General features: G+C 61.0%; 20 protein-coding genes and 3 pseudogenes. 13 read left to right on the forward strand and 10 right to left on the reverse strand.

Features of this window, described 5'->3' with window-relative positions; genetic code table 11:
- Nucleotides 1-479: 479 nt before the first annotated feature.
- A complete protein-coding gene (locus tag AC4P1R_RS17375; protein ID WP_492178359.1) occupies nucleotides 480-1469 on the reverse strand; it encodes an AraC family transcriptional regulator in 990 nt (329 codons plus the stop codon).
- 823 nt (nucleotides 1470-2292) lie between these two features.
- Here AC4P1R_RS17375 and AC4P1R_RS17380 point away from each other — a divergent pair.
- From AC4P1R_RS17380 to AC4P1R_RS17395, 4 genes and pseudogenes are all read left to right on the forward strand, one after another.
- Nucleotides 2293-3285: an ABC transporter substrate-binding protein gene (locus AC4P1R_RS17380; RefSeq protein WP_273361823.1), complete on the forward strand. Its 993-nt coding sequence runs from the start codon at nucleotides 2293-2295 to the stop codon at nucleotides 3283-3285.
- A gap of 83 nt (nucleotides 3286-3368) precedes the next feature.
- Nucleotides 3369-4106, forward strand: coding sequence for an ABC transporter permease (locus AC4P1R_RS17385; RefSeq protein ID WP_069460071.1), 738 nt, complete (start codon nucleotides 3369-3371; stop codon nucleotides 4104-4106).
- Nucleotides 4078-4815 carry an ABC transporter ATP-binding protein gene (locus AC4P1R_RS17390; RefSeq protein WP_492178872.1) on the forward strand — a complete coding sequence of 246 codons (738 nt, stop codon included), beginning with the start codon at nucleotides 4078-4080 and terminating at the stop codon, nucleotides 4813-4815. Before AC4P1R_RS17385 ends, AC4P1R_RS17390 begins: the two co-directional genes overlap by 29 nt.
- Nucleotides 4816-5138: 323 nt before the next feature.
- A pseudogene (locus tag AC4P1R_RS17395) lies at nucleotides 5139-5355 on the forward strand (alcohol dehydrogenase catalytic domain-containing protein); the annotation flags it as partial.
- Between the two features lie 24 nt (nucleotides 5356-5379).
- On the opposite strand, the gene AC4P1R_RS17400 reads toward AC4P1R_RS17395, so the two are convergent.
- Entirely contained in the window at nucleotides 5380-6153 is a 774-nt protein-coding gene (locus AC4P1R_RS17400; protein WP_069460074.1) for a response regulator transcription factor, read from the reverse strand.
- A gap of 669 nt (nucleotides 6154-6822) precedes the next feature.
- Here AC4P1R_RS17400 and AC4P1R_RS17405 point away from each other — a divergent pair.
- The 7 genes and pseudogenes from AC4P1R_RS17405 (at nucleotide 6823) to AC4P1R_RS17435 (ending at nucleotide 12721) form a co-directional block, all read left to right on the forward strand.
- Entirely contained in the window at nucleotides 6823-7593 is a 771-nt protein-coding gene (locus AC4P1R_RS17405; RefSeq protein WP_069460075.1) for a LuxR C-terminal-related transcriptional regulator, read from the forward strand.
- A gap of 190 nt (nucleotides 7594-7783) precedes the next feature.
- Nucleotides 7784-8053, forward strand: coding sequence for a YdeI/OmpD-associated family protein (locus tag AC4P1R_RS17410; RefSeq protein WP_069460076.1), 270 nt, complete (start codon nucleotides 7784-7786; stop codon nucleotides 8051-8053).
- 151 nt (nucleotides 8054-8204) lie between these two features.
- On the forward strand, nucleotides 8205-9359 hold the full coding sequence (locus tag AC4P1R_RS17415; protein WP_492178360.1) for a CapA family protein: 1155 nt from the start codon (nucleotides 8205-8207) through the stop codon (nucleotides 9357-9359).
- Nucleotides 9360-9866: 507 nt separating this feature from the next.
- Entirely contained in the window at nucleotides 9867-10409 is a 543-nt protein-coding gene (locus tag AC4P1R_RS17420) for an acyl carrier protein (RefSeq protein ID WP_106407906.1), read from the forward strand.
- Nucleotides 10399-10470 (forward strand): annotated as a pseudogene (locus AC4P1R_RS17425) (hypothetical protein); the annotation flags it as partial. The gene AC4P1R_RS17420 and the pseudogene AC4P1R_RS17425, both read left to right, overlap by 11 nt.
- Nucleotides 10471-10531: 61 nt before the next feature.
- Nucleotides 10532-12019, forward strand: coding sequence for an AMP-binding protein (locus tag AC4P1R_RS17430; protein WP_492178361.1), 1488 nt, complete (start codon nucleotides 10532-10534; stop codon nucleotides 12017-12019).
- 165 nt (nucleotides 12020-12184) lie between these two features.
- Nucleotides 12185-12721, forward strand: a complete 537-nt coding sequence (locus AC4P1R_RS17435) for a lysophospholipid acyltransferase family protein (RefSeq protein ID WP_245314706.1) — start codon at nucleotides 12185-12187, stop codon at nucleotides 12719-12721.
- Nucleotides 12722-13021: 300 nt separating this feature from the next.
- On the opposite strand, the pseudogene AC4P1R_RS17440 reads toward AC4P1R_RS17435, so the two are convergent.
- The 5 genes and pseudogenes from AC4P1R_RS17440 to AC4P1R_RS17460 form a co-directional block, all read right to left on the reverse strand.
- Nucleotides 13022-13171 (reverse strand): annotated as a pseudogene (locus tag AC4P1R_RS17440) (IS630 family transposase); the annotation flags it as partial.
- Between the two features lie 129 nt (nucleotides 13172-13300).
- Nucleotides 13301-14563, reverse strand: a complete 1263-nt coding sequence (locus tag AC4P1R_RS17445; RefSeq protein WP_069460078.1) for a type II toxin-antitoxin system HipA family toxin — start codon at nucleotides 14561-14563, stop codon at nucleotides 13301-13303.
- The gene (locus tag AC4P1R_RS17450; RefSeq protein WP_069460079.1) at nucleotides 14560-14790 is read right to left on the reverse strand and encodes a helix-turn-helix transcriptional regulator; all 231 of its coding nucleotides are present in this window, start codon (nucleotides 14788-14790) and stop codon (nucleotides 14560-14562) included. The genes AC4P1R_RS17445 and AC4P1R_RS17450 overlap by 4 nt, the downstream gene beginning before the upstream one ends.
- A 568-nt stretch (nucleotides 14791-15358) precedes the next feature.
- Entirely contained in the window at nucleotides 15359-15880 is a 522-nt protein-coding gene (locus AC4P1R_RS17455; protein WP_069460080.1) for a universal stress protein, read from the reverse strand.
- Between the two features lie 93 nt (nucleotides 15881-15973).
- The gene (locus AC4P1R_RS17460) at nucleotides 15974-17134 is read right to left on the reverse strand and encodes a 2-oxo acid dehydrogenase subunit E2 (RefSeq protein WP_069460081.1); all 1161 of its coding nucleotides are present in this window, start codon (nucleotides 17132-17134) and stop codon (nucleotides 15974-15976) included.
- 354 nt (nucleotides 17135-17488) lie between these two features.
- Here AC4P1R_RS17460 and AC4P1R_RS17465 point away from each other — a divergent pair, with 354 nt between their 5' ends.
- Together AC4P1R_RS17465 and AC4P1R_RS17470 are read left to right on the forward strand one after the other, a co-directional pair.
- Nucleotides 17489-18157 (forward strand): dienelactone hydrolase family protein, encoded by a 669-nt coding sequence (locus AC4P1R_RS17465; protein WP_069460082.1) that lies wholly within the window; start codon nucleotides 17489-17491, stop codon nucleotides 18155-18157.
- A gap of 4 nt (nucleotides 18158-18161) precedes the next feature.
- On the forward strand, nucleotides 18162-18800 hold the full coding sequence (locus AC4P1R_RS17470; RefSeq protein WP_273361844.1) for a phosphoribosyltransferase: 639 nt from the start codon (nucleotides 18162-18164) through the stop codon (nucleotides 18798-18800).
- A 34-nt stretch (nucleotides 18801-18834) separates the two neighbouring features.
- Here the strand turns inward: AC4P1R_RS17470 and AC4P1R_RS17475 are convergent, their stop codons facing one another.
- The 3 genes from AC4P1R_RS17475 to AC4P1R_RS17485 form a co-directional block, all read right to left on the reverse strand.
- Nucleotides 18835-19740 carry a homocysteine S-methyltransferase family protein gene (locus AC4P1R_RS17475; protein ID WP_069460084.1) on the reverse strand — a complete coding sequence of 302 codons (906 nt, stop codon included), beginning with the start codon at nucleotides 19738-19740 and terminating at the stop codon, nucleotides 18835-18837.
- A gap of 45 nt (nucleotides 19741-19785) precedes the next feature.
- Nucleotides 19786-21042: a trans-sulfuration enzyme family protein gene (locus AC4P1R_RS17480; RefSeq protein ID WP_492178362.1), complete on the reverse strand. Its 1257-nt coding sequence runs from the start codon at nucleotides 21040-21042 to the stop codon at nucleotides 19786-19788.
- Nucleotides 21043-21315: 273 nt separating this feature from the next.
- Complete coding sequence (locus tag AC4P1R_RS17485) at nucleotides 21316-22005, reverse strand: ABC transporter permease (RefSeq protein WP_069460085.1); 690 nt, start codon at nucleotides 22003-22005, stop codon at nucleotides 21316-21318.
- Nucleotides 22006-22007: the final 2 nt, after the last annotated feature.

Raw genomic sequence — 22007 nt, forward strand, 5'->3', positions numbered from 1 at the left:
GGTGACGCGTTAAAGCGAGCAGAGCGTCAGTAGGCCGAATGCCTATTGCGCCGGCGCAGGCTCGGCGGGTGCAGGAGTGGCCGGGGCGGGCTCGGCGGGTGCGGGCGTCGCCGGCGCCGTTTCGGTTGCGGCGGGTGCCGGGGGCGCTTCGGCCGTCGGTTCATTTGTGCCTGGTATCAAGAAAATAACCGCTATGACGACGACCGCGACCACAATGATTCCGATGATCACGTTTCTGTTCATGGGGTAATTCCTCCGATCCTCGAGACCATCGTGGGGTGATGGTCAGGAACGATTATTGGTGCGAAGCTCCGATTATGCAATTGATGTTCGAAGTCGGGTTGAGATGATGCAGATCTGGCAATATGAGAGTGCGCAATAAAATTGTGCGCCTGCCGAGCGAATTCGTCAATACGACGGCGTGCGGGGCGATGTTCGGGCGTTGGCAATGAAGCGCGCCGAGCCGATCGGCCTTCCTGCTACCGGACTTCTTCGGAGCCCTTGCCGCGCAAAGTTTGCGAGGGCAACACCCCGAACCTTTTCTTGTAGTCCGCGGCGAAGCGGCCAAGATGCGTGAAACCCCATTTCAGGGCAACATCTGCAATGCTCTGCACCCCATGTCCGTTCATCAGGTCCTGATGGGCAGCGGTCAGCCGAATCTCGAGAAGATAGGCCATGGGTGTCGTCATGCGGAATTGACGGAAACCCTGCTGCAAAGTGCGTACGCTCACCTTGGCCGCGGCGGCAATGTCGTCCATGGAGATCGGTTCGGAGATATGGGCGTGCATGAAGTCTATCGCCCATTTCACATGCCGCGGAGCGGGTAAGGGCGCAGGCGTCGCGAGCTGATCCGAATAGCGGTGCTGAGCAGCTTCCAGGATGAGGTGCGTGACGGCATCGCATAGCGAGGCAAGCGCCATCGGGGATTGCCTGAGCGGGGCGTCGCCGCGCAGGCCGTTGCACGCAGTTTCGACAAGTTGCGTGAGGGCCAGCCCGGGCCCATTCCCCAGTTCGATATAGGGGTTGAATTCGAGATCGCCGTTGACCGACCGTTCCAGCATACTGGTCAAATGAGCGGTAAGCTTGCGATGGTCGATGAACAGCGCGAGGTGCCGTCGTGGTCCGAAGATCTGGACGCTTGCGCTGCGCGTGCTGTCGATGATCGTTCCCTGGCCCGGTGCCGACAGGATCTGGCGCATGCCGGGATCGAAGACGGCCTTCCCGAGGCTCGGCAGAAAGATCAAGAGCTTGTTGCTCTCCGCCTGCCGAGTGCATTGAAAGGTCCCCTCATAGGAGCAACTGGCGAAGGATACCGTGCCCGCCGAGAAGAATTCGCAGTCGAACGACAGCGATCCGCCGCTCAGCGTCTCGACCTTTATGGGCGATGTGCGTGTGGACAATGCAGCTTCAAGTTCCTCCGCGCCGGTGCCACGAAGGGATGTGGCCGCGTGAAAATGCACTTTGTCCACCTCGATCCTGTCTCCATTGCCGGCGGGATGAGGTGTTCTGGCCCATGCTGGAGAGACGTCCGGCTCCGCAGCTCTGCGGCCGCGCTGAGCCCTTGCCTCCATACGTTCGGGTCAGATGGTAATCCCGCCGAATTCATTCGCCGCAACGAAAAATCGCGCCGGGACATTCCTTGTTCTCTATGAGTTAAAGCACCACCAAAAACATCGCTGATCGAGAATATCCTCTCGCAATGTGGATATGAGATGCGGTATCTGGATACTAAATACGCAATCTGAACAACACACTATCATGTTTTCACGCAAGTTCGACAGGCCATTTGTCCGATTTAACTAAACGTCTTGATCATCCGCGTGAAGGCGAACTCGTGATTTGCGAATTGTTGACACGACCGAGAGGGATGCCTAATTCTGCGGCAAGGATTTGATAAAGTCGAGGGAAGTGGCAATGGCAGCCCATCAAGACAACACATCCTGTGATTTCATGCGGTGCTCCCGTGCTTATCTGCCCCTAGGCTTGGCTGAATAATTGACGCCCGTTTTTCCCCCGCGCATCCTGATCACTGGCTTTCTACTACGGCGCCTCGTGTCTCGTCAGACGCGCATGTCTCCTCAAATCTTGCGAGAGCCGGTTGCCGTGTCCGATGGGACGCCGCAAGCCGTATGCGCGCGCCGGAGGTGCTTCCTTGAACCTCATCCTTGACATTTGCGCCAACCTGGATTGCGAAACCGATCCGACGACGGCGCGCAGCTGGAAGCCATGGATTTCCGGGCAGCCGAGCCGAGAAATTTGGCTTTGCCGAGAGTTCCCTTGGGAGGCAGCATCATGAACATATCGCGGCGTGCGTTTTGCGGCATGGGTATGCTGGCTGCGGCAAGTCCCCTGAGCTTTCAGGCCATTGCAAATCCCTCCGCTCGCAAGGTCCGAGTGGGTGTCCTGAAGTTCGGTACGGTGAACTGGGAACTCGACACCATCAAGCACCATCGGTTCGACGCGGCCAACGGGGTCGATGTTGACGTGGCCTATTTCGCCGGGGAAGACGCCACCAATGTCGCCATGCTGGCAGGCGACCTCGACGTCATCGTTTCCGACTGGTTGTGGGTGTCGCGCCAGCGTTCGGAAGGCGAAGATCTTACGCTTGCGCCATACTCGACCGCAGTCGGGGCGGTGATGGTCCGGGAGGACGCTCCAATTCATGGCGTCCCGGATCTTGTGGGAAAGAAAGTTGGCGTGGCCGGTGGGGCACTCGACAAGAGCTGGCTTCTGATCCAGGGACTGGCGCAGCGGGACCACAAGATCGACCTTGCCAGGGAGGGCGAGATCGTCTTCGGCGCGCCGCCACTGCTCTTTGAAAAGGCCCTCTCCGGCGAGCTCGATGCGGTCTTGAACTTCTGGCATTTCTGCGCACGCCTGGAAGCAAACGGCTTTCGTCGCCTGATCGGTGCCGACGATACGGCCAAGGCGCTCGGGGCGTCGGGACCGGTGTCGGCGCTCGGATACGTGTTCCATGAGAAGTGGGCGGATGAAAACCGGGACGCGGCGATGGGTTTTGTCAAGGCCAGTGCCGCGGCCAAGAAGCTTTTGGGTGAATCCGATGCCGAATGGCGGCGCCTGGCCCCAATCATGCGAGCCGAAGGCAGGGAACTCGAGGTGCTGCGCGATCGCTACCGCGAAGGTATTCCCAAACGGCCCGTTGCCGAAGAGGCGAGCGATGCCGCCAAGCTGTACGACGTTCTCGCGGACTTGGGCGGTGCGAGACTGGTCGGCGAGGCCCGGCAGATGGCTTCCGGGACTTTCTGGGCTGCACTGAATACATGAGAGCGGGATTCGGGCTGGGAAACCGAGGCCTTGCAGTTCGGCGTGCAAGCACACTCGTTCGCGGTATCGGCCCCGTCCTGCCCATGCTCACGGTCGCGCTGTCGCTGGCCGGGCTCTGCCTCATCTGGAGTCTCGCAGCCGGATTCTGGCCGAGCCGCGCGTTTCCGCCGCCGCTAGAGGTCTGGCGTGTGCTCCTCAGGGAGGCGGTGAGCGGCGAGCTTGGTTATCACCTGGCAATGACGCTCTGGCGGGTTGCGGCGGCCTATCTCGTTGCCATGATCCTTGGGTCGGTCATCGGTGTCCTGCTTGGTACGCATTGGCGGGCGGACGCCTTCTTCAGTCCGTGGCTGGTCCTCCTCCTCAATCTACCGGCACTTGTCGTCATCGTACTCGCCTATATCTGGTTCGGCCTGACGGAGGCCGCCGCGATCGGCGCCGTTGCCATCAACAAGATACCCACTGTGGTCGTCACCATGCGCGAAGGTGCAAGGGCGCTCGATTTCAGATATGCCGAAATGGCGGCGGTCTTTCGGCTCGGTCCGCTCGACCGTCTCCGCCATATCCTGATGCCGCAGTTGCAGCCCTATTTCGCGGCTGCCTCCCGCTCCGGCATCGCATTGATCTGGAAGATCGTCCTCGTCGTCGAGTTGCTCGGCCGTTCCAGCGGCGTCGGCTTTCAGATCTATCTCTACTTCCAGATCTTCGATGTCGCTGCCATCCTTGCCTATACCCTGGCTTTCGTGGCCATCATGCTGTTGATCGAACTCGTTCTGGTGCAGCCCTTTGAACGACATGCAACCCGCTGGCGTCGCCCCGCTTAAGGTCGACATTGCCGAGAAGACGTTCCGGTCTGCCGAGGGCGTCATGATCGACGTATTGCGTGGGCTTTCCTTCGAGGTGCGGCAGGGGGAATTTGCCTGCTTGCTTGGCCCCTCGGGCTGCGGAAAGACCACGACTCTGCGAATTCTCATGGGTCTCGATCGGGACTTTTCCGGTCGTTACCAGTTGCCGGAAGGCAGTTCTAAGCGCATTGCCGCGGTCTTCCAGGAGCCGGTGCTGCTCCCATGGCGGACGGTGGAGCAGAATGTCCGTCTTGCGCTTTCCCCGCGGTTCAGGGGCAAAGACCTCGACTCGCTGTTCGAAATCCTTGGCCTCTCCGCGATGCGGTCGTTCTATCCCTCGGAGCTTTCGCTTGGCCTTGCGCGCCGTGCCGCCCTGGCGCGGGCGTTTGCCACGGAACCCTCGGTTCTATTTCTCGATGAACCGTTCGCCTCGCTCGACGAATGGACCGCCGACAGATTGCGCCGTCTTCTGATATCGGTATGGGCGGCTCGGCCAACCACCGTCCTGATGGTGACTCACAATTTACGCGAGGCCCTCCTGCTTGCGGACCGCATCATCGTGCTGACACCGAGTCCGGCCCAGGTGCTCGGGGTGTTCGATCTGCGCCTCTCACGCGAATTTCGCGACACGCAAGCGCTCGATGATCTCATTCTGGATTTTCACAAGAGGTTTCCTATCTCAGTGTGATCGCGCCGCAAAGTCGCGAGCACCGCCCGGGGGGCAATGGCAGGGCACTCAAGCCGGAGCCCGATCTGACGATCGACCCATTCACCAGGGAGAATGGTGGTCAGCGCACGACCTATCGGATCACGATGGGCGTGCGTCCCTCCGAACATCAACCCGCTCTTGCTCTCGTATGGTGTCCCGTTTCTCAACGAGCAGGGCGAGATGATCACGGAGTGACGTTCGGGTACCTGGCAGGTCATCTCTATCCGCGGACCGCCGCCCATTGGAGGTCTTGCAAAAGGACCCGTCCTGCACAGAAATGATGTTCAAGGGAGTATGGAGATATGGATGTGCGCGCCGCCGTGGCCGTTCAGGCCAGCAAACCTCTGGAAGTGATGACGGTGCAACTCGAAGGCCCTCGGGCCGGCGAGGTGCTCGTCGAGGTCAAGGCGCCTGGCATCTGCCACACCGACGATTTCACCCTTCTCCGGGGCCGATCCGGAGGGGCTGTTTCCGGCCATCCTCGGCCATGAGGGCGCCGGCATCGTCGTCGATGTCGGCAATGTTGGTTTCTGCGTCCTTGGGCTAATCCGTCGCCAGACGATCGGGGAATAGGTCGTTGATCTTGTAGGCAACCTCGGTCCTGTTGCTCGCATTGATCCTCTTCATGATGTTGCGGATATGCACTTTGACCGTGCTTTCGCGCAGATTGAGTTCATGGGCGATCATCTTGTTCGCCTTGCCGCGGCGCAACGCCTCCGCTACCTCGACCTGACGATCGGTGAGTATGCCGGCATAGGGTCGTGCGGCCATGCCGCCCGGTTCGAACAGGTGACGCATCGCGAAGATGCTGCTGGCCGGTACAAAGATGCCGCCTGCCATGGAGAGCAGGATCGCCTCGAGACAGACATCGATGCTGACAGAGGAAGGGATGTAGCCCTTCGCACCATATTCCAGTGCCTTGACGACCTGGGTGAGTTCGTCGGTGTCGGTCAGCAGGATTACAGGAGCAGGCGCAAGTTCGGCGACGAGATTGCGGACTTCGCTTTCCACGTCGGGGTCTTCGAGCTGTCGTTCCGCGACGTTCAATAGCACTGCGCAGGGAGGCGGGCCGTCTTGCCGATGCCTTTCCCATTCCTCCGCCGAACTATACGTGAGCACATCGCGCTCCGGCTTCGCCGCGGAGATGTTCTGTGCCAGACACTCGCGCCTGAGTTCGCGCTTGTCGATGATGACAAGCGGCCGGTCCGGCGGCCGACCGCCGGCGCCGTTTTTCGTAAATGCATCTGCGGCCCGCAATCTCAGAGGGCGAACAGATGCCGGATATTCGTTTCCATCCCCTGTGCCTGATGAGTTCATCGTCCTGCCCTCAAGCACCTCACTTATGTGTTTACTCTGTCCTGGGGCTCCGACTTGCGTACCGATTGGATCCGTAAGCAATTCAAAACCAAGATTCGAAAGGTACTATGATTAATCGCGTCATAGAACGACCAAATTGGGACGGTTGGAAAGGTATAAATGGCGTTTCTATGTAATTGCGGAGTTCGTCTTTATTCTCTTCTGTACCTCGGATGTATGGTCATTGGTGGTATTTCCCCACTCTCTTGAGGTAGGCGATCAATGACTGCATCGCACGCGGTGCGACACGGTGTGCCCACATGTCGATGCTCGCGCTCGGGTATCGTGGCGGACCGGCCGCGCCGAGGCAGCCGGGTTGTGTGTTGCTGCCTTCGATAGCTCACCAGGCGCGGCGGGAGGATGGATGATCCGACGATTTTTTGACCTGCAGCGATATTTGCAGAGGCCACTTCATTTTTTGGTGAAGACCTATTAGACTATCGATTGTAATTTTGCCTGTTTACCATCGTTCTGTTGTCGATTGCTCGGATAATAACCTGTAGCCTCACTCAAAGGTATTAATGAAAAAGAGTTATTATGAGTATTCGTCCTACAAGACGTGCCTGTTAGACATAAATTATTGATTTCTTTTTTCGCAGCGGCGACCATTTTTATCAGAGGGACAATGTGATGGCTTCATCGGTATCGACGTTCGAGAAAGTTTCGGTATTTGCGCGGGACCCGTCGGGAGTGCAAGGCGTATCGAGAGAGGATGCAGACGGCGGGGTTCAGGACAAGGTCGGCAAACGAGCCCTCATTCTGCTCGATAGCAGGGCACTCGACCGCGAATGCCTCGCGAGGACACTGACCAATCATGGCCTGGGCATGGACGTGATCGCGTTCGGCTCGATCGAAGAATGGCGCGAAAAAAAAGATCGTTGCCCACCGACTGGAGCCGTCCTCCTCAATATGGGGGCGCGGAAGGTTACCGAGATAAGCCCGGACATTTCTAAGCTCGCCTCGGAATTTCGTCCCCTTCCGGTCGTCGTCCTGTCGGACAATGACGACATCACCCAGATATTGAAAGTGCTCGAATCCGGCGCCCGGGGCTACATCCCCACGTCGGTTGGCGTCGAGGTCTGCATTGAAGCGATTGGGCTGGCGATCGCCGGGGGGACATTTGTTCCGGCGAGCAGCATTCTTGCCGTGCGCCATCTGATCGAGACGGGAAAGCCGGAGCCGGCGCCGCTCGCTGGCATGTTCACCCTGCGCCAGGCGGAAGTCGTGCAGGCTTTGCGCAAGGGCAAGGCCAACAAGATCATCGCCTATGAGCTCAACCTTCGCGAGAGCACGGTCAAGGTTCACATTCGTAACATCATGAAGAAGCTGAAGGCATCGAACCGGACCGAGGTGGCCTACAAGCTGAACGACCTGTTTGCAGGCGACGCCGGCTACCCGTGAGCACATGATCCCGCTGGAGCCGCGCGTCCGTTCAGACGCGCGAAGGTGTAGCACTTCGAATTGCTGCATGCCTATATCCTTCTGTGGTTGCCGCCCGTTGACACGCTTCACATGCCTTGGTGAAGGCAGCCCTTCGCCTTGGCTCATTGATTGTGAAAAACGATGCGGCAACGTATCGACGAGCAGGCTGATGAGAGTCTTCGAAAGATGCTCGAGGGCGGCAGAATTGCTCGCGCGACTGGGCGCGGTGCTCGACGCGATATATGCCGTCTACACCAAGGGCTGGACCGAGACTGGCGTGGCCGGGGCGTCTGAACTGGCGAAGGAGGCGATCTGGCTGGGGCGGCGGAAAAGCTATGTGATCAATCTCAACATGGTGAAAAGGTCCGAAACGAGGACTTCACGCATTGCAAAATTCCGCGATCACATTCTCGCGGGAAAGGGCGCGTTGGAGCGGTGAATCGAGTTGTCGAACGTCGGCGAACGGCGCGAACCGCCTTTCCGGTTCTTCGCTCTTAAATCGAGGTCGATTTAAGGAAGCGTGCAGTAGCGATGGCTCGCTTTCCCTCTGCCAGCCGTTTGCGTAGAATTGCGCGCGGAGGTCCGTCAGCATGAGCGCGACCAGACAGCGCCGACCAGCCGCGAGCCCCGAGGTGTGTGGCATCCGCCTCTTTCTGTGCGGCGACGTCATGACCGGGCGCGGGATCGACCAAGTGCTGCCTGCTCCATGCGGCCCGGCCATACATGAGACTTATCTCAGCTCTGCCTTCGACTATGTTCGTCTTGCGGAGTTGGCGCATGGCCAGATATCTTGGCCGGTCGAGCCCTCCTACATCTGGGGCGTGGCGCTCGATGAATTCGAGCGCGCGCAACCGTGCTTCCGAATTGTCAATCTCGAGACGGCGGTCACCCACAGCATCGACCACGCTGCCAAGGGCATCAACTACCGGATGAGCCCGCAAAACGCTTCCTGTCTCGTGGCCGCCGGCATCGACTGCTGTGTGCTGGCGAACAATCACGTGTTGGACTGGGGACTTGCCGGCCTCTATGAGACATTGTCGGTGTTGCACGGTTTGCAGATTGGCACGGCCGGTGCCGGGCGCGACCGGACCGCGGCCGAAGCGCCAGCGGTCCTCGATGCCGGTGGCGATGGTCGCGTCCTTGTTTTTGCATTGGCGACGCCGACGAGCGGGACGCCTCGGGGCTGGGCAGCCGCACCGCGGAGGGCGGGAGTGAATTTTCTGCCGGACCTCGCCCCAGCGCGGGCACATGAGGTCGCGGCCAAGATCGTGGGCGTGAAACGGCCGGGCGACATCGCGGTCCTGTCGCTCCACTGGGGACCTAATTGGGGCTATGAAGTATCCGCGGCCGAGCGGAAATTTGCACATGCGCTCATCGAAGAGGCTGACGTCTCGATCGTCTACGGACACTCTTCGCATCATCCCAGGCCGATCGAGGTCTATCGCAATCGGCTGATCCTCTACGGCTGCGGCGACTTCATCAACGACTATGAAGGAATTGCGGGCTATGTGGAGTTCAGGGGAGATCTACGACCGATGTATTTCGTTCGCATCGATCCCGTGTCCGGCGATCTGCTGGAGCTTGAGATCGTTCCGCTCCAGGCGCGTCGCTTCCGGCTCGTCTATCCGACGCCGCAGGACATCGAGTGGCTTATGGTGACGCTGGAGCGCGAAAGCCGGCCCTTTTCCACCGGTGTGGAGCGGCAGGACGATGGCCGGATAGGTCTAGTCTGGCCGCGGGCTTAGCAATATAGCCCAAAATCATGAGCCTTGCGGACTCCGATGGGTTAGAGCGGGATGCAATGAAATCCGTATAATATCGCTGCCTGCCAAAGGGGCGGTCTTGTCGCCTTTCCTCTCGTGGATTCGATCGCAAGGCGGGCATCGGATCGGCGACAATCGGCATGTCCTCAGACAGATGCGGCTCGTGTTCGAAAGGGCCCGTCATGAAGACCTTTTTCACAGCAGTTCTTGCATGCGCGGTCACGGCAGGATGTATGGAGAGCAGTCGATATGTCAGCCTGTCCGGCTATGCCTACCAGACCGACCCGACCTGCATACGTCGGCAGCCGCCCTGGAAATTCGATCCGCGTTGCGACGAGCCAATACTGGGTTTCTCGGGTTTCACGCCACCTCCCACCTTCGGGAACGGGTTTTGATCCGTCGTGCGGACGGCGCGGATCAGAGTAGTGACGTTCGAACCGTGATGCCTTGTGAAGACGATCGGGTCGCAATGCGCTATGGTACTTGCCCATGTCGGAGGAAACTGGGCAGCCGAGTTCACCTGCCGCAGTCGACGGGCAGGATTCGCATGCTCGCGACCTGATTGCGATCGTGACGGAGTTCGTACGCGAACTGCACTCGCAAAGGGCCAGCTCCATCGAGATCGCGCCCTCAAGCCGGATCGAACGCGACCTCGGCATCGACAGTCTCGGCCGCACGGAACTGACCTTGCGGATCGAACGCGCCTTTCAGGTGAGATTGCCTGCCAACGCCATATCCGAAGCCGAGACGGTCTCCGATCTCGGTGGGGCGTTGGAACGGGCGCGGCCGGCGGGAAAGCGCGGCGTCATCCGCAAGAGTACGGCGTCGGCCCTGCCGACCGTTCCCGCCGCGAGCGAGGCTCGCACGCTCGTCGAAGCGCTCGAGTGGCACGAGAAGCGGCATCGCGACCGCTTGCACCTGACCCTGTTGGAAGACGAGACCACCACGCTCGACACCCTCTCCTATGGCGAGCTCGCCGCGCGCGCGCCGGGTCGCCGCTGCCATCGTCCTCCGTGGCGTCGTGCCGGGTGATCGGGTCGCCTTGATGCTTCCGACCAGCGTCGATTTCTTCGTGGCCTTTTTTGGCATTCTCGACGCAGGCGCTGTCCCGGTGCCGATCTATCCTCCGACGCGCCTATCGCAACTCGAAGAGCATGTGCGCCGCCAGGCCGGAATTCTCGTATGCCGGCGCTCGCCTGCTCATCTCCATGCCGGAGGGCAGGCGGCTTGCCGGACTGCTCAAGGCGGTCGTGGAGCCGCTGAAGGCGGTCGATTGCGTCGCGGATATCGAGAGTGCGGCGTCCGAGAAAGAATTGCCCGGTCCGGCCGATCCGGGCGCGACGGCGCTCATCCAATATACGTCCGGAAGCACCGGCAACCCAAAGGGCGTCGTGCTGAGCCACGCCAACCTGCTCGCGAACATTCGTGCGATGGGCGAGGCCATGCAGGCTGGCTCGAAGGACGTGTTTGTCAGCTGGTTGCCGCTTTATCATGACATGGGGCTGATCGGCGCATGGCTGGGCTGTCTCTATTTCGGCGCTCCGCTCTATGCGATGTCGCCCTTGAACTTTCTCACCAGGCCGGAAAGCTGGCTGTGGGCGATGCACAACTATCGGGCGACTTTGTCGGCATCGCCGAATTTCGGACTCGAGATTTGTCTCAACAAGCTTTCAGACCCCCTCCTGGAGGGCCTCGATCTCAGTTCCGTGCGGATGATCGCTAATGGGGCCGAGCCCGTGAGCGCCGCTACTCTGCGCCGCTTCAGCGAACGCTTCGGGCGCTTCGGCCTGTCTGCCCGGGCCTTGGCTCCGGTCTACGGACTTGCGGAAAGTTCGGTCGGCCTTGCCTTTCCGCCGCTCGGACGCCCGCCCCTGATCGATCGGGTCAATCGGCGGGCATTGAGCACGCATGCCATCGCCGAAATCGCCAATGCGGAAGATCCAGCGCCGTTTGAAATCGTCGCCTGCGGTCAGCCGCTGCCGCGCCACGAAATTCGTATCGTCGACGATGCGGGCCGCGAGCTCGGCGAAAGGAGGGAAGGCCAACTTCAATTTCGTGGACCCTCCGCGACGGCCGGTTATTTCCGTGACGAAGAGAAGACGCGCGCGCTCTTTCACGACGATTGGCTCGACAGTGGCGACCGCGCCTACATGGCCGGAGGCGACGTCTTCATCACCGGACGCGTCAAGGACATCATCATCCGTGCCGGGCGTCACCTCTATCCGCAGGAGATCGAGGCGGCCGTAGCCGCCGTTCCCGGCGTCCGCAAGGGAGGGGTCGCCGTCTTTGGTCAGGCCGATAGGGCGACGGGCACCGAGCGGGGGGGTGTCATTGCGGAAACCGCTGAAACCGACCCGGATGCGAGCGCATCCATGCAGGAGCGCGTGATCGCGGCCACGATCGACTACGTCGGCAGCCCCGCCGACGAGGTGGTTCTGGTGCCGCCGCGGTCCGTACCCAAGACGTCGAGCGGCAAGATCCGCCGCAGCGCCGCGAAGGTGCTCTATGACAGCGGGCGCATCGGGTCGGAGAACCGGCCCCTTCCGATGCAACTGTCGAGCCTGATGATGCTCGGTATCGGCGCGCAAATGCGACGGCTGACGCGGCGGCTAAAGGAATTCCTCTTCGCGGTCTGGTGGTGAGCGGTACTCGGCGTCGCACTGTCGGCCGGCGCGCTCGCCGTCCTCGTGCTCCCCCGTCTCTCCTGGCGCTGGCATGCTGTTCGCTGGATATGCCGCGCAGCACTCGCCGTCATGGGGGTACCGCTTGCCGCCAGCGGCGTCGAACGCGTTCCGAGGCAAAGGGCAATGCTTGCCTTCAATCACTCGAGTTACTTTGACGCATTCGTGCTTGCGGCGATCCTGCCTGGCGAGCCGGCGATCGTCGCCAAGAGGGAGCTTGCCGGGCATCTCCTCGCCGGTCCGCTATTGCGCCGTCTCCAAATTCCATTCGTCGAGCGCTACGACGTGTCGGAAAGTCTGGAAGATGCCAGCAGATTGACGGCTTTGGCCCGAGACGGGCGCGTCCTCGTCGTCTTTCCGGAAGGCACGTTCACCCGCAGGCCCGGGCTCACCGGCTTCTATCTGGGGGCGTTCAAGGTGGCGGCGGCCGCTGGACTGGCGATCCTGCCCGGCATCATACGGGGAACGCGAACCGTACTTCGAGGCGAGCAATGGTTTCCGAGGCAGGGTGCAATCAGCGTCGAGATTGCCGACGCCGTCGCGCCGTCTGGAACGAGTTTCGAGGCCGTCCTCAACTTGCGCGATGCGGTTCGCGATGTAATCCTTAGCCGTTGTGGCGAACCCGATCTCAGCGGCTTGGCAAAGCCCGAGCCTCCGCCATGACTCCATGATCGAAGCTATCCCATGGATCGGGAAGTCGGTTGATCGCGGAGTAGCGGAGCGAATTCCTGCCAGTTGATTTCCTTATAGCAGGGCCGAAGGTGCGGATGATGATTTGTCGGATCGCCTCTGATCCTGGCGGAAAGATGCCCGGCCCGCTGCATGTTTCCTTAAAGCGGATCGCCAAAGACATGCAGCAATTCAAAGTGCTACAGCGATCTTTGCGCGTCTCATAAGACACACGGCGATCGGGGTTGGCTGAAGCGGGCGGCTTGTTGTCCGGCTGGCTTGAGCGGAAACCGATCACGCTGCATCATCGCCTGCGGCTGCGAAATAGTTGCGGCATCCGTCTGGGGTGAAGAGTTGGAGTAGTCGCCCGATTGTCGTCCAGAGGCTCTCGACGGACCGTTCGGCGGCTTTTCTCAGCAGGGCTTTGAGCTTTGAGAATGCATTGCCAGCCGAGCTTGACCACGTCGGAGCGTCTGACGCCCAAATTCAGAATCAGTTCCATTGCAAGCCGGGCTTGGTGTCCGGAAAGCCTTGGCTTATTCTTGTGCCCGATCCCGACGTGGAAAACAGCGGCTAAATCGACAACCTGACTAGTTTGGCGCGGCCTGCGATCAAGTCCGCAACGTGATTTATCCTAGCGGAATCGATGCAGAGGTCTGAGATGTCTTCCAATACTCTCGCTACGGCCTCAGCGGTGGAGTCGACCAAGTGTGTAATTCGGCGGCGCACCAAAGGTAAGCCAACTCCAGCTTCCTTCGCATAAGCCTGCCATCCATCCGCGTCCATCTCGGCAAGCGTGGCACGTTTCCCGATCCTCATGGCCATTTTCGGTGAAAGGTCTGGATAGGCGACCGTAGAAAGCAGATCGTACAGCGGAGCCAATCTCGGTCCATGATCGTCGTAGAGGATCGAGAAATTCTTGCCGTGGGCGTCGGCGTTTCCGATAATCAGGTTGAAGATTGCGGCGTCCAGCAGCTTCAACACATCTGTAGCGGGGCGCGCTGATACTCGCCGCAACAGCTCAAAACAGTCCTTGAATGTCGGCCCGCCTTCGCTGGCGTATTTCGTTTCAGGCGGCACGCCTAGCGCCTGGCAAAAATCTTCCTGGTGTATGCGGCGCACGACGCCACTGGTATCGCGGACACGGTCATATCTTTCGACCAGAAGAAACGAGCGTCCTTCCGCAGACCGCGGTTCGACGGGGGCGACGTCTAGGCCGATTGTGGCGCCGAGCTTCATAGCGAAGGCTTCGTTTTCGGTCGTCCCTGGGAAGCGCGCGATTGGCGGCTTAAGTATGTGCGTGGTCGCCTGGCCGGGAAGCGGAAGCGCGATCCGCCCGTCAATCACAATAACTGGCACTTTCGATTGGGCGCCGGCCAACGATAGTCTCAAGCCTTCCTCGCCGGCCAGTAGCGGCCGCGTAGGAAGTGCGTCTAGCACGCGAACGATTCCTGCGTCGTCCAGAGGCGTCGGCTGCTGGTCCGCAATCGGTCCTGTCTTTATGGGTTCCTGCTTGTCCGGCAAGAGTTGAAGAGCGCCGGCAACATCGCCGCCCAAGCGATCGAGTAGCGCGAAATCATTTGCAGGTGAGACGCCCAATGCTTGCGCTGCAACCAGGCGCTGGCGTTCTTCGGGCAGCAGGCCGCCAAAAAATGGTCTGCATTCACGACGGGAAAAACGCTCCGGGCGCTTCGGGAGGGAGGCTGAAAGCGGAAGTGTGCTTTCATCATCGATCCAAGCTTCAGCGTAGGCGAAGCCGATATCGCCGTGCCGATCCTGGGTGAATTGCCCGACAATTCGACCATTCCACCAGACGTTGAGGACCCTTGCCGTCATTGTCTGCGTTCACCAGGAGCCAGAATATCGACCGAACAGCCGAGCGTTTGCAGAACCTGCAACACTTTTCCTATCTGAGCTGTCGGCTTGCCGGCCTCGAGATCGACAATGAACCGGAGCCCGACGCCAGCAACGCCTGCAAGCTCGTCCTGCCGCAAGTTTTGCTCCTTGCGAGCACTTCGGACCAGCGCGCCGATATCAGTTGGAGTTTTAACCCGTTTTGCCATCATTATTTTCCCGCTCGGGAAAATAGCAGCATATTGGCTGCTCTGTCGAGATTAATATTCCCGAACGGGAAAATTGACGTGGTCGGATGATATCTTCCACAGATAATTTCCCGATCGGTAAACTTTGTAGAGGGTTGGTTCAGCGCGGCCAATCAATTGATGCGAATAAGCGGCGCTTGTGAAAACCGAGTCCGGTTTCGATCATGCCAGCTTCTCAAGCACGGAAATTGGCACCATTCGTCGCGATTCGCATCCTTCAGAGAAGCCAGAACTGCTTCTGGCGCGCAATTTAAATCGACAGAGCGGCCGGCTGCAAGGATATCAGAGATATATAACTATATAAGTATCGCATAAATTGAGATCAGCTCTTGAAGTCGCGAAAGAACCCAAGCGATGAAGCGGGCGGCTTGTTGTCCGGCTGGCTAGGCCGTAGGCACCGGCTACGCCGCGCGTCAGCCGAGCAAACATTCCGCTCCGCGTAAGCCAACAGAATTGTTTCATTTAACCAAGAAGGCTCCAGCCACGTCGCCTGCGCTCGGGTCCTTTGATGCCTGGGCGATTAATCCGTTCAGCGAACAACAACGACCGAGCAAGGGGCGTATTGAACGACCTTTTGCGATACGCTTCCAACGAGCAGTCCCCGCAAACGGCCAAGCCCTCGGCTGCCGACAACGATCAGGTCGGCGCCGACTTCGTCGGCCACCGACAGTATGGCCTCGGCATAGTCGCCCGGTTCGACGCGGGTGTCTACGGTGCCGACGCCGAGAGCCCGGGCATTTTCGGCAGCGTCCCGCGCGATATGATCTCCAAGGACTGAAACCGCTTGCGGAATATCGCCCTGCGACGCTTGAAAGAACTCGTTCATTGAGGCAGGAACGCGCCCGAGTTGGGGCAAGCTGTAGGCAGATACGCGGCGGACCAGATGTTCCGCATCGGCAAGGCGATTTGCCTCGTCGGCTCTCAGGCCGTGCAGAATGACGTGAAGAACCGTGAGCCGCGCATTGAGGGCCTTGGCGAGATGCGCTGCCATCGTTACGGCCTCGCCGGCCTTGTCCGAGCCATCGGTGGCGACAAGAATGTGCTTGGTCATGATACTCTCCTCCATTCTCGAGAGTCTCGCGCCGCGCTGGCGGAATTCAATGATTCCGGTCAAAAAGCCGTGGACCGCCGAGCGCCGGAACGCTCAGAGGGCTTCCGGCTTCGAAAGCAGTTCTGACAGGCGGGAGAGGAACTCGGCCGCCCTCAGCGCGTGGCTGACCCTGTGATCGCCGGCAACCGTCACCTGGATTACCTGCCGGACACAGACGGTGTCGGCGATTGCCCAGGGGCGCGGCCCTGCCGCGCCGCAGGCGATGATCGCGACCTGGGGCGGGTGGATCAGCGGAAAGATGCCGTCGACGTTTCCGGCAACCAGATTATTCAGGACGATGGTCGCGTCCGCTATCTCCGACCTGCGCAGCCGACCAAGCCTGGCGCGGGGCGCAAGCGCGGCAATAGCAAACATCAATTCGTCGACGCTCCTTGCGGCCGTGTCGCGGATCGCCGGTGCGACCAGGCCGCCGCCGCGCAGCGGCGTCGCAAGTCCCATATGGACGGCGGATGATGGCCGGAAGCCTCTCTCGCCGTAATGACCGTTGAGATCCGGCACATCCTTCAGCGCGAGTGCCGCCGCCTTCATCAGCGGCGCCAGGTAGACGAGCCGGTTCTTGGCCCTCCGGCCGGCGTTTTCGGCCTCCACCCACTCGAGAAGCGGCGTGGCGTCGATGGCATGAGAAACCCAGTAATGCGGGATTTCGCGATGCGACCGCAGCATGGCTGCACCGTTCGCCTTGCGCAGGTCTTCGCGCGCGGCCCCGCCGCGCTTCGACATTCGCGGCTCCCGGGCATGGTCGAACGCGAGCTCGGCCGGGTCGCCGGCGCCGTTCGCGAGGGGCCACGCAGAGGAAAATCCGTCTATCGTAAGCATGCCACCCTGCTGGCATCCGGCGGACGTGCGCTCTGCAGGGCGTGGCCGCACCGTGGACGGTCTTGCGGACCTGCGCCGCTCGTAAGGATGCCTGGCGACCGCGCCGCTTGCTTTAGCGGCACGCAGGGGGCGATCGGCTTCCTCGGAGCTGAAAATGGTTGCCAGTACAGTTCCGACTTCTATCTGCCGCCCCGGCTGCACACGCTGTTCTCCGATGACGCCCTCGTCGAAGGCTTCGATCTCTATGGCGCCCGTCTGCGTCTCAGCGAGAGCAATCACATCGCCTCGCTTAATGTGGTCGCCGGGTTGCTTGAACCACTCGACGAGGGTAGCGGCCTCAATTTCAGCCGCAAGCGTCGGCATCTTGAACTCGATCATCGTCGCATCGCCTTCCTGACTTGCGCAATGTCTCGTCTGGCGCACGCGCAGGCGAATAGCCCGCACGGGTGGCCGAATATCCCGCCGGCATTCCGAAGCCTTCGGCAGGACGCCGAATAATAGCGGTCTGCGGCGCGCTTGACGAGATCGCTTTGAATTCCGCCACCGGGAGTGCCCTGCCGTCGCCTCCGACCTAAATGGCACCATTTTCCCAATATAATCTATCGGTGGAGACCACACGGCAGCAGCGCATCGGCCCGAAGTCGTACCCGATGGTCGCCGCGCGGACCGAACGAGTTGCAGCGACCTTTGCGCGTCTGAAAGGACGCGCGGCGCTGTAAGGATCGATGATCCATGGCCCCAGAGCGTACCGACGTTATCGAAGTCGAGATCCCGCCCCACCGGTTGCCGGGGTTTCTCCGCCTGCCGGAGAGCCCGCGCGGAGTGATCGTGTTTGCGCATGGCAGTGGATCGAGCCGCCAAAGCCCACGAAACACCTATGTTGCGGAGGCCTTGCGGAGACGGGGTTTCGCCACCCTACTTTTCGACCTCCTGAGCGGGTGGGAAGCAGAGAACCGCGCCAATGTCTTCGATATTCGTCTTCTGGCCGATCGTCTTGTCGACGCATGCAGCTGGGTTGCGACGGCACCCGGCACCCGTGGGCTGGCGATCGGCCTTTTCGGGGCGAGCACCGGCGCGGCCGCCGCTCTCGTGGCGGCGGCGGAACTTGGCGATCGGGTGTTTGCGGTTGTATCGCGTGGCGGACGACCGGACTTGGCAGCGGCTGTGCTCGAAGGCGTCGGTACGCCGACGTTGCTCGTCGTTGGGGGGGACGACGAGGATGTCCTTCGGTTGAATCGAGCGGCCTTGGCAAAGATCGCAGGCCCCAAGAGGCTGGAGATCATCCCGGGCGCGACGCATCTGTTCTCGGAACCAGGTGCGCTCGATGCGGTTATCGAAGCAGCGGCCGATTGGTTTGAAAGCCATTGCGGCCGCAACGGCAGGACAAAGAGCGGAGGGTAGCGCGGTGCGTTATTCGGACCGTCGGGAAGCGGGACAACAACTGGCAAAGGCGCTCGATCACTATCGTGGGCAGGACGTCGTCGTGCTCGCGCTGCCGCGCGGCGGCGTCCCGGTGGCGTCAGAAGTGGCGGCTCATCTCAACGCGCCGCTCGACCTCCTGCTCGTGCGCAAGATCGGCGTGCCGTGGCAGCCGGAGCTTGCAATGGGAGCGGTGATAGAAGGCGACAGGCCGGCGGTTGTGCGCAATGAGGAGACGATCCGTCTTGCCGGCGTGACGGACGCCGAATTCGAGAGCATCTATCAAAGGGAACTCGCCGAAATCGAACGACGGCGTCGCCTTTATTTCGCCGACCGCCCGCCAGCGGAGATCGCGGGGCGTGTCGTCATCGTCGTCGACGACGGGATCGCGACCGGGGCGACGGTCAAGGCGGCTGTAATCGGGCTCAAGTCCAAGGGGCCGGGGAAAATCGTGGTCGCCGTTCCGGTTGCTCCACCGGACGCCGTTGCGGAACTGGAGAGAGAAGCGGACGAAGTGATATGCCCGCTTCAGCCGCGAATGTTCGGCGCCATCGGCTACTTCTATAGCGACTTCGATCAATTGACAGACACGGATGTCATGAATTTCTTCGCCGGGCGGTCGTAAGCGCTCCTTCGCAAGAAGAAGCGACGATCCGGCGTCACTTCAGGGCCGACGCCAATCGGTGGACATGCTGCGCGCCGATCCCGCAGCAGCCGCCGATGAGGGTCGCGCCTGCCTCGGCCCATTGGCAGGCAAAGCGGGAATAACCGTCGGCGGTCAGATCATCGCGCGTGTCGTGCAGCGTCGCGTTCGCCGCTCCGTCCTCCTGATCGCCCTCCAGGGCATTGGCATAGACGCCGATCTCGATCGATGCGCCATTCTCGCGTAGAACGGACGTGGCGACCTCGATCGCTTTGCCCATCACCTCGGGACGGCTGCAGTTGAAGAGCATGGCGTCGGCACCGGAGCCGGCTGCCCAGGCGGCCGCCCGGGCAACGGGCTCTCCGGACCGCAACCGTGGCTCGTCGCCGTTGATCGCCGCGACCTCGTCGTCGAGCGTGAAGGAGATCCAATAAGGCTTGCCAGTCTTTTCGGTGGCGACGCGAACGGCCTCCCCTTCGGCGATCAAGCTCAGTGTCTCGCCGAGCCAGACATCGACATGGGATGCCAGGTTCTCGACCAGGACCGCGAGATAGTCCTGCACCCGCGATCTATCGAAACGTTCGGGCTCATAGGAGCCGAAGATCGGCGGCAGGGAGCCTGCGACGAGGACATTGCGTCGGCTTTCGGCGTCCGCCGCTGCCCGCGCGAGCCTGCCCGAAAGATCGATCAGCGCCGGTCCCTCCGAGCGAAAGCGCTCCTCGCCGATATGGAAGGGAACAAGCGCATAGCTGTTGGTGGTGATGATGTCGGCGCCGGCTGCGATGAACTCCTCATGCACCTGCCGCACGATGTCAGGCGTTTCGATCAGTGCCAGGGCCGACCATTCCGGTTGCCGTAATTCGGCGCCCAGGCGGATGAGCTCCCGGCTCATGCCGCCGTCCAGGACACGTATGTTCTTCATGTGATGCACGATCTTTCTGTTCTAAGCCTACTGGTTATCTAATGATCACGGTCGCAGTGCCTGGTCGAAGTCCTCGATGAGGTCTTCGACGGCTTCAAGCCCCACCGAAACGCGGAAGACGCCGTCGCCGGCAAAGGAGCGATAGTCGCTGAGCCCTTCCCCCTCGAGGCGGTAGGTCGATCTCATCATCTCATCGGTATCGAGAAACACGACGATGCTGCGCTGATGGCCAAGCGAGAAGGCGTAATGGGCGACCTTCAGTTTCTTCGCGAGCCGCGCGGCGACTTGGTGCGGCGCTGCGGTCTGGAACGTGACCATGCCGCCGAAGACCCGCATCTGGTGCTTGGCCAGCGCGTGTTGCGGGTGACTATCGAGACCCGGATAGGTGACGGTGCGAACTGCCGGATGGGTGGAGAGGAACTCCGCCAGCCGTCCCGCCGATTGCGACATGGTGCGTATCCGCGGAAAGAGCGTGTCGATGCCGCGAAGGATCAACCAGGCGTTCTGCGCCGACAGAGACGCGCCGAGGTAGACACCGGCACGGGAGCGGATTTTCTCGACCACCGCCTTGTTGCCGCAAATGACGCCGCCGAGAGCATCGCCATGACCGTTGATGAACTTCGTCAAGGAGTGAATGACGAGATCCGCGCCAAGCGATGCCGGCCGGGTTGCAACCGGCGTCGCGAGGGTGGAATCGACCGAGAGAAGGGCTTTCTTGTCACGGGCGAGATCCGCCACTGCGGCAATGTCCGTCAGCCGCAGGATTGGATTGCAGGGGCTCTCGCAGTGGACGAGCCGGGTGTTGGGTCGGAAGGCGGCGGCGACCTCCTCGATGCGCGACATGTTCACCGCCGTCACCTCGACGCCGTAGTCCGGCAGGATGCGGCGCGCGAGCTCGTTGGCGCCGGCATAGCAAACGTCGCTGACGATCAGATGGTCGCCCTTCTTCAAGAGCGTGAGGAAGGTTCCGGCGATTGCTGCGACGCCGGTTGCGGTGGCCAGCGCTTCCTCCGTTCCCTCGATTGCGGCCATGCGCTGTTCGAGCTGGCGCACGGTGGGGTTCGTCCATCGCGCGTAGAGATAAGGCAGTCCCGTCAGATCGCTGACGCCGTCGGCCGAAAACGCGCCGTCGCCCGGAGTGAGGACATTGTTGACCGACATGGAAATATTGGGCGCGATGGCATGCGTTGTCGGATCAATCACGAGGCCGCCGTCGAGCGCCAGTGTCTCGACGCGCAGACCGGAGCTCTGCGGGGCAGCCGTGTCGATCGTGGCGATGGATAGCGATGTCTTCGCGGACATTCGGGCCTCTTCCATTGATGTGATGGGATGCGACTCTATGCGAGTGATGGTGCGATCGGCGGCGAATTCCCCATGGTTGCTGCAGGAAATACGCGCAAATTGCCGGATCTTCGGTTCAAGAACCCGTCGCCGTCTGTCAATGCGCGGGTTTCCGGCGTTCTTACGTTGAATGACCTACAGCGCCGCGCGTCTTTTCAGACGCGCAAAGGTCGCTGTAACTCTTTGAATCTGCGCATCGGCCCGAAAATCGGGTACGATTTTCGGTCCGATGCGCTAACGTCGAACGGGTACCTGGGCCTCGACGACTTTGAATGCGCGGGTCACGAGGAGCGTCAAGAAAACGTAAAACACGGTGACGACGATGAGCGGTTCATAGACGAGCAGCGTATCCTGGCGAATCTTGTAGGCGACCGCATAGAGGTCCATCACAGTCACGGTGAAGGCAAGCGGCGTCGCCTTCAGTTGCAGCACCACCTCACCGGCGATGGTCGGCAGTGCAATGCGGATGGCGCGTGGAAGCCATATGCGGCGCAGCACCTGTGCTCGCGACATGCCGAAAGCCCGCGCCGCCTCGAGTTCCCCCTTCGGCACCGCGAGCAGCGCTCCACGCAGGACCTCCGCTTCATAGGCCGCATAGTTGAGGGTAAAACTCACGGCAGCGAAGAAGAAGCCTTCGCGCAGGACCGGCCACAGAAAGCTGGACCGCAGTCCGGGAACAAGCGGCAGCAGAGATCCGACGCCGTAATAGAGCAGCCAGAGCTGAATCAGCAGCGGCGTGCCGCGCAGGCAGGTGCAGTAGCCGCGGGCAAGCCATTTCAGGCCACGCGGACCGTTGATCTGCGCGAGTGCCAGGCCGACTGCGATGAAGAACCCGATGACGACGGATATGACGAGCAGGAGTACGGTTTGCACCGCGCCGGCGGCCAGGAGTGGCCAGTAGGTGGAAACCCAGGAGAAATTCATTG

It is taken from the genome of Sinorhizobium sp. Y406, assembly GCF_058732025.1.

Excerpts from the sequence above, each read along its gene's own strand:
- AC4P1R_RS17380 (WP_273361823.1), top strand. The coding sequence starts at position 2,293 with ATGAACATATCGCGGCGTGCGTTTTGCGGCATGGGTATGCTGGCTGCG.
- AC4P1R_RS17385 (WP_069460071.1), top strand. The coding sequence starts at position 3,369 with ATGCTCACGGTCGCGCTGTCGCTGGCCGGGCTCTGCCTCATCTGGAGT.
- AC4P1R_RS17390 (WP_492178872.1), top strand. The coding sequence starts at position 4,078 with ATGCAACCCGCTGGCGTCGCCCCGCTTAAGGTCGACATTGCCGAGAAG.
- AC4P1R_RS17400 (WP_069460074.1), bottom strand. The coding sequence starts at position 6,153 with ATGAACTCATCAGGCACAGGGGATGGAAACGAATATCCGGCATCTGTT.
- AC4P1R_RS17405 (WP_069460075.1), top strand. The coding sequence starts at position 6,823 with ATGGCTTCATCGGTATCGACGTTCGAGAAAGTTTCGGTATTTGCGCGG.
- AC4P1R_RS17410 (WP_069460076.1), top strand. The coding sequence starts at position 7,784 with ATGAGAGTCTTCGAAAGATGCTCGAGGGCGGCAGAATTGCTCGCGCGA.
- AC4P1R_RS17415 (WP_492178360.1), top strand. The coding sequence starts at position 8,205 with ATGAGCGCGACCAGACAGCGCCGACCAGCCGCGAGCCCCGAGGTGTGT.
- AC4P1R_RS17420 (WP_106407906.1), top strand. The coding sequence starts at position 9,867 with ATGTCGGAGGAAACTGGGCAGCCGAGTTCACCTGCCGCAGTCGACGGG.
- AC4P1R_RS17430 (WP_492178361.1), top strand. The coding sequence starts at position 10,532 with ATGTGCGCCGCCAGGCCGGAATTCTCGTATGCCGGCGCTCGCCTGCTC.
- AC4P1R_RS17435 (WP_245314706.1), top strand. The coding sequence starts at position 12,185 with ATGCTTGCCTTCAATCACTCGAGTTACTTTGACGCATTCGTGCTTGCG.
- AC4P1R_RS17445 (WP_069460078.1), bottom strand. The coding sequence starts at position 14,563 with ATGACGGCAAGGGTCCTCAACGTCTGGTGGAATGGTCGAATTGTCGGG.
- AC4P1R_RS17450 (WP_069460079.1), bottom strand. The coding sequence starts at position 14,790 with ATGGCAAAACGGGTTAAAACTCCAACTGATATCGGCGCGCTGGTCCGA.
- AC4P1R_RS17455 (WP_069460080.1), bottom strand. The coding sequence starts at position 15,880 with ATGACCAAGCACATTCTTGTCGCCACCGATGGCTCGGACAAGGCCGGC.
- AC4P1R_RS17460 (WP_069460081.1), bottom strand. The coding sequence starts at position 17,134 with ATGATCGAGTTCAAGATGCCGACGCTTGCGGCTGAAATTGAGGCCGCT.
- AC4P1R_RS17465 (WP_069460082.1), top strand. The coding sequence starts at position 17,489 with ATGGCCCCAGAGCGTACCGACGTTATCGAAGTCGAGATCCCGCCCCAC.
- AC4P1R_RS17475 (WP_069460084.1), bottom strand. The coding sequence starts at position 19,740 with ATGAAGAACATACGTGTCCTGGACGGCGGCATGAGCCGGGAGCTCATC.
- AC4P1R_RS17480 (WP_492178362.1), bottom strand. The coding sequence starts at position 21,042 with ATGTCCGCGAAGACATCGCTATCCATCGCCACGATCGACACGGCTGCC.
- AC4P1R_RS17485 (WP_069460085.1), bottom strand. The coding sequence starts at position 22,005 with ATGAATTTCTCCTGGGTTTCCACCTACTGGCCACTCCTGGCCGCCGGC.